The sequence below is a fragment of the Saccharomonospora halophila 8 genome (assembly GCF_000383775.1).
Lineage (GTDB): Bacteria > Actinomycetota > Actinomycetes > Mycobacteriales > Pseudonocardiaceae > Saccharomonospora > Saccharomonospora halophila.
The window spans coordinates 8,755-13,133 of sequence record NZ_KB912503.1 but is presented as its reverse complement, the minus strand read 5'-3'; the positions used below and the strand labels follow the sequence as shown (position 1 = coordinate 13,133).

At 72.9% G+C, this 4,379-nt stretch carries 4 protein-coding genes and 1 pseudogene; all 5 read right to left on the bottom strand.

Going from position 1 to position 4,379, the window contains the following annotated elements; translation table 11 throughout:
• Positions 1–1,075, bottom strand: a 1,075-nt coding sequence (locus SACHA_RS20410; protein ID WP_019807752.1) for a thymidine phosphorylase, incomplete at its 3' end; no start/stop codon positions are given.
• On the bottom strand, positions 1,072–1,479 hold the full coding sequence (locus tag SACHA_RS0105290; protein ID WP_028662907.1) for a cytidine deaminase: 408 nt from the start codon (positions 1,477–1,479) through the stop codon (positions 1,072–1,074). The genes SACHA_RS0105290 and SACHA_RS20410, both read right to left, overlap by 4 nt.
• A gap of 165 nt (positions 1,480–1,644) precedes the next feature.
• Positions 1,645–2,919, bottom strand: coding sequence for an ABC transporter permease (locus SACHA_RS0105285; RefSeq protein ID WP_019807749.1), 1,275 nt, complete (start codon positions 2,917–2,919; stop codon positions 1,645–1,647).
• A complete protein-coding gene (locus SACHA_RS0105280) occupies positions 2,916–4,010 on the bottom strand; it encodes an ABC transporter permease (RefSeq protein ID WP_019807747.1) in 1,095 nt (364 codons plus the stop codon). The genes SACHA_RS0105285 and SACHA_RS0105280 overlap by 4 nt, the downstream gene beginning before the upstream one ends.
• Positions 4,007–4,379, bottom strand: a pseudogene (locus tag SACHA_RS20405) (heme ABC transporter ATP-binding protein); the annotation flags it as partial. The pseudogene SACHA_RS20405 and the gene SACHA_RS0105280, both read right to left, overlap by 4 nt.

Here is a 4,379-nt window from a genome sequence, read left to right as displayed (position 1 = left end):
TGCGGCCGGCACCGAGCCGCCACGCCGCCACCCCGACGGCGTAGGCGTCGAGCCCGGTGAGCACGCCTGCCTCGTCCGCGGTGACGACGTGCACGTGTGCGGGTTCCGGCAGCGTCGCCCCGGGATCGCCGCCCTGGGCCCGGATCATCCGGCACCACGTCTCGTACGCCCGCCCGGAGGCCAGCACGGGTTCCGGGTCGACCTCGCCCAGCCCGGCCAACCGGAGCATCTCCCGCGCCAGCGCCAGGGTCAGCGCGACGACGTCCGGGGGACCGCCCCCGCGCAGAACGTCGACGGCCTCGGCCACTTCGACCGCGTTGCCCACCGCCGAACCCAACGGCGCGTCCATCGCGGTCAGCAGCGCGCCGGTGCCCACGCCGTGGGCGGTGCCGATGTCGACCAGCGTCCGGGCCAGCTCCCGGGCGTCCGCCGGGGTCTTCATGAACGCCCCCGACCCGACCTTGACGTCGAGCACCAGGCTCCGCGCACCCTCGGCGATCTTCTTGCTCATGATCGAGCTCGCGATCAGCGGCACCGACTCCACGGTGCCGGTGACGTCGCGCAGCGCGTAGAGCTCGCGGTCGGCCGGGGCCAGCTCGGGCGTCGCCGCGCAGACCACGGCGCCCACCTCGTCGAGCTGCCGCTCGATCGCGGCGAGCGGCAGCTCGGCCCGCCAGCCGGGGATCGACTCCAGTTTGTCCAGGGTCCCGCCGGTGTGGCCGAGGCCGCGACCGGACATCTGCGGCACCGCGGCACCGCACGCCGCCACCAGTGGCGCCAGCGCGAGCGTGATCTTGTCGCCGACACCGCCGGTGGAGTGCTTGTCCACGGTGGGGCGGTCGGTGCGCAGCCGCAGCCGCTCCCCCGAGCCGAGCATCGCCCCGGTGAACCGGGCCGTCTCGGCGGGGTCCATACCTCGCAGCAGGATCGCCATGGCGAGCGCGGACATCTGTTCGGGGGCCACCACACCGCGGGTGTAGGCGTCGATGACCCAGTCGATCTGGGCGTCGCTCAGCCGGTGTCCGTCCCGTTTGGTGCGGATGACGTCGACGGCGGCGAAGGGTTCGGTACTCACGACGGCAGGTCCTCCGGGCCGAACGCGTCGGGCAGGACGGTGCTCATCGGCAGCACGCCCCGGGGCGTGTCCATTAGGCAGCCGCCACCGCCCATCTCGACGAGCAGTTGCCGGCACCGGCCGCACGGCATGAGCAGCGCCCCGGCACCGGACCGGCAGGCCACGGCGACGAACCGGCCGCCGCCGGTGAGCCGGAGCTGGCCCACCATCGTCACCTCGGCGCACAGTCCCAGGCCGTACGAGGCGTTCTCCACGTTGCACCCGGTGACCACCCGCCCGTCGTCGGTCACCGCGGCGGAGCCGACGGCCAGACCGGAGTACGGGGCGTAGGCCCGCGTCGCCGCGGACACCGCCGCGGCGCGCAGCCGCTCCCAGTCCACATCGGCGCCCGCGCCGGTATCCACATCGGCGCCCGCGCCGGTATCCACGTCGACGCCCGCGTCGGTGTCCACGTCGACGCCCGCGTCGGTGTCCACGTCGACGCCCGCGTCGGTGTCCACGTCGACGCCCGCGTCGGTATCCGCGTCGGTGTCCGCACCGGGTTCCGGTTCGTCGGAGGCGGTCATGACCTAATCGCCCTCCCCCCGTCGGTACCGCATCGCCAGGGCCCGCGGGCCGCGTAGTCGCTGCGCCGCCACGGCCAGGACGATGATCGTCACGAAGTGCGGCGTGTACGGGATCAGTTCCCGGGGCAGCTCGTCGTTGGTCCAGTACAGCAGATACAGCGCCACCGCACCGGCGGCCGCGAGCCCGGCCGCGACCCACCGCCTGCGGTACAGCTGCCACCCCGCGAGCACGACGAGCAGCAGCACCACGCCGTAGCACAGCGCCAGCACGGCCTCGCCACCACCGGACAGCTGCAGGCCGTCCGAATAGCCGAACAGGGCGGCACCGCCCAGCAGGCCACCCGGCCGCCAGTTGCCGAAGATCATCGCTGCGAGGCCGATGTAACCGCGCCCGTTGGTCTGATTCTCCAGGTAGTCGGCCCCGCCCGGCAGCAGCACCAGCGACGCACCGCCCATCCCCGCGAACGCGCCGGAGATCAGCAGGGCGACGTACTTGTGCAGGTACACGTTGACGCCGAGCGACTCGGCGGCCACCGGGTTCTCCCCGCACGACCGCAGCCGCAGCCCGAACCGGGTCCGCCACAGCACCAGGTAGCTCACCGGAACCAGCAGCAGCGCGAGCATCGCCAGCGGCGAGACCTGGGTGACCAGTCCGCGCAGCAGACCGGCCACGTCCGAGATGCCGACCCGCCGGGCGGCCTCCAGCTCGCCGAGCCGGTCCGCCAGCCACGTCGCCGAGTAGGTGTCGAACTTCGGCACCGGGGGCGACTGCCTCGGGTTCCCGGACAGCGGCTCGAACACCAGGTTCGCCAGGTACTTCGCCACCCCGAGGCCGAGCAGATTGATCGCCACACCGGAGACGATGTGGTTCACCCCGAAGGTCACCGTCGCGACCGCGTGCAGCAGCCCGCCGAGGGCGCCGAACACCATCGCCGCCAGCAGCCCGGCCCACACACCGCCGTGGTAGGCACCCCAGGCGGCACCCCAGGTGCCGAGGATCATCATGCCCTCGAGGCCGATGTTGATGATCCCGGACCGTTCGGCCCACAGTCCGCCGAGTGCCGCGCACAGGATCGGCAGCGCCAGCCGCAGTGCGTTCTGCGCGGTGTTGCCCGAGGTCAGCGCGTCGATCCCGGTGAGGTACGAGGTGGTGGCCAGCATCGCCACCGCCACGACGCCCCACAACGCGGCCCGGGCCCAGCCGGGCAGCGTCCGCTTCGGCCGGGAGGGCGGCTCCGTCACCGCACCCGGCGATCCGGTGTCGACCGTGGTGCTCACACCGCACCTCCTTCGTGGACGCTCGCGGGCCCGCCCTCGCGGAGGTTGCGCCCCACCCGGCGCTGTTCGGCGGCCAGTTCGGCGCGGCGGACGATCTCGTAGGCCACCACGACCGCGAGCACGATCGTGCCCTGCATGATCGTGGCGATCTCCCGGGGGACGCCGATGCTCTCCAGTGACACCGCCGACTTGTCCAGGAAGGCCCACAGCAGCGCGCCGAGTGCGATCCCGCCCGGGTGGTTGCGGCCGAGCAGCGCGACCGCGATCCCGGTGAAGCCGTATCCCTGGGTGGCGGTCATGGCGTAGGTGTAGTCGCGGCCGAGCAGTTCCGGCATCGCGATCAGCCCGGCGACGGCACCGGACAGCAACATCGCGGTCACGGTCATCCGCTTGGCGTCCACGCCGCCCGCGGCCGCCGCGCTCGGCGACTCGCCGCTGGCGCGCAGCTCGAAGCCGAACCGCGTGCGGTTGAGCAGGTACCAGTAGCCGAATCCGAGTGCCGCCGCACCGAACACCGCACCGAACACGGTCCCCGCCTCGCCGAACGGGATCCCGGGGATCCGGCCACTGGGGGCGATCTCCGGGGTGCTGACGTTGTTGCCCCGCAACTGCCCGAAGTTGTCCGGGTTGATCAGCCAGGCGACGATGCCGAACACGATCGAGTTCAGCATGATCGTCGTGATGACCTCGTGCACCCCGCGGGTGACCTTGAGGACGGCCGGCAGCAGCGCGTACAGCGCGCCGGAGAGCACGGCGACCACCAGGATGGCCGGCACGTGCAGCACGAGGGGCAGTTCCATCGCCGCCCCGACGATCGCGGCCACCACGGCCGCGAACCGGTACTGGCCCTCCACGCCGATGTTGAACAGGTTCATCTGGAACCCGACGGCCACGGCGAGGCCCGCGAGGTAGTACACGGTCGCCAGATTGACGGTGTCCACGGACGTCGTGCCCTCGCCCAGCTGGGCGGCCATGGTGCCGAAGGCGTGCAGCGGATCGGCCCCGGAGACGACCAGCGCCACGGACGACAGCACCACCGCGAACGCGATCGCCAGCACCGGCGGCAGCAGGGCGGTGCGCCAGGTACTCATGCGATCTCCTCCCCCACGGCGTCCCGCTCCCCGCCCGCACCGGTCATCGCCGAGCCCAGCTCGGTGGGGGTGACCGTGGCCGGGTCGGCGGTGTCGACCAGCCGTCCGCGCAGCATCACCCGGATCGTGTCGGACAGGCCGATGAGCTCGTCCAGATCGGCCGAGACGAGCAGCACCGCCAGTCCCGCGCGGCGCGCGGCGCGGATGCGGTCCCAGATCAGGGCCTGCGCGCCGACGTCCACCCCGCGGGTGGGATGGGCCGCGACCAGCAGCGCCGGGTCGCCGGACAGTTCCCGGCCGACGACGAGCTTCTGCTGGTTGCCCCCGGACAGCGCGCCCGCGGCGACCTCGACGCCGGGGGCGCGCACG